The sequence below is a fragment of the Ruegeria sp. AF5 genome, assembly GCF_056541905.1.
The window spans coordinates 1-977 of the sequence record NZ_JBQFYZ010000050.1 but is presented as its reverse complement, the minus strand read 5'-3'; the positions used below and the strand labels follow the sequence as shown (position 1 = coordinate 977).

The following is a 977-nucleotide window of genomic DNA, read 5'->3' as shown; positions in this document are numbered from 1 at the left end:
GGACGGTAGTTCGCGAAGAACGGGGTGTGACGGCCGCCTTCTTCCTTGGTCAGGATATAGGCTTCGGCTTCGAACTTGGTGTGCGGTGTCACCGAACCCGGCTTACACAGAACCTGGCCACGCTCAACGCCGTCACGATCCACACCACGCAGCAGGGCGCCGATGTTGTCGCCCGCTTCACCGCGGTCCAGCAGCTTGCGGAACATTTCAACGCCGGTGCAGGTGGTTTTCGAGGTGTCGCGGATGCCGACGATTTCGATCTCGTCGCCAACGTTGATCACGCCACGCTCGATACGGCCGGTCACAACGGTACCACGGCCCGAGATCGAGAACACGTCTTCGATCGGCATCAGGAACGGCTGGTCAACAGCACGCTCGGGCGTGTCGATATATTCGTCAACAGCCGCCATCAGCTCGCGGATCTTGTTCTCGCCGATTTCAGGGTCACGGCCTTCCATCGCGGCCAGAGCCGAACCTGCGATGATCGGAATATCGTCGCCGGGGTATTCATACGAAGACAGCAGCTCGCGGATTTCCATTTCCACCAGTTCCAGCAGCTCTTCGTCGTCAACCTGGTCAACTTTGTTCATGAACACGACCATCTTCGGGATGCCAACCTGGCGGCCCAGCAGGATGTGCTCGCGGGTTTGCGGCATCGGGCCGTCCGCGGCGTTCACAACCAGGATCGCGCCGTCCATCTGAGCGGCACCGGTGATCATGTTCTTGACATAGTCGGCGTGGCCGGGGCAGTCGACATGCGCATAGTGGCGCGCGTCGGTCTCGTATTCCACGTGCGCGGTCGAGATGGTGATGCCGCGGGCTTTCTCTTCCGGCGCACCGTCAATCTGGTCATACGCCTTGAAGTCACCGAAATACTTGGTGATCGCTGCGGTCAGCGTCGTCTTGCCGTGGTCAACATGCCCAATCGTGCCGATGTTGACGTGCGGCTTATTACGCTCAAACTTTTCCTTTGCCAT

General features: G+C 59.7%; 1 protein-coding gene. It reads right to left on the bottom strand.

The window, feature by feature from the left end:
* The coding region (tuf, locus tag ACR0DS_RS20300; protein ID WP_480616941.1) for an elongation factor Tu at positions 1-977 on the bottom strand (977 nt) is incomplete at both ends.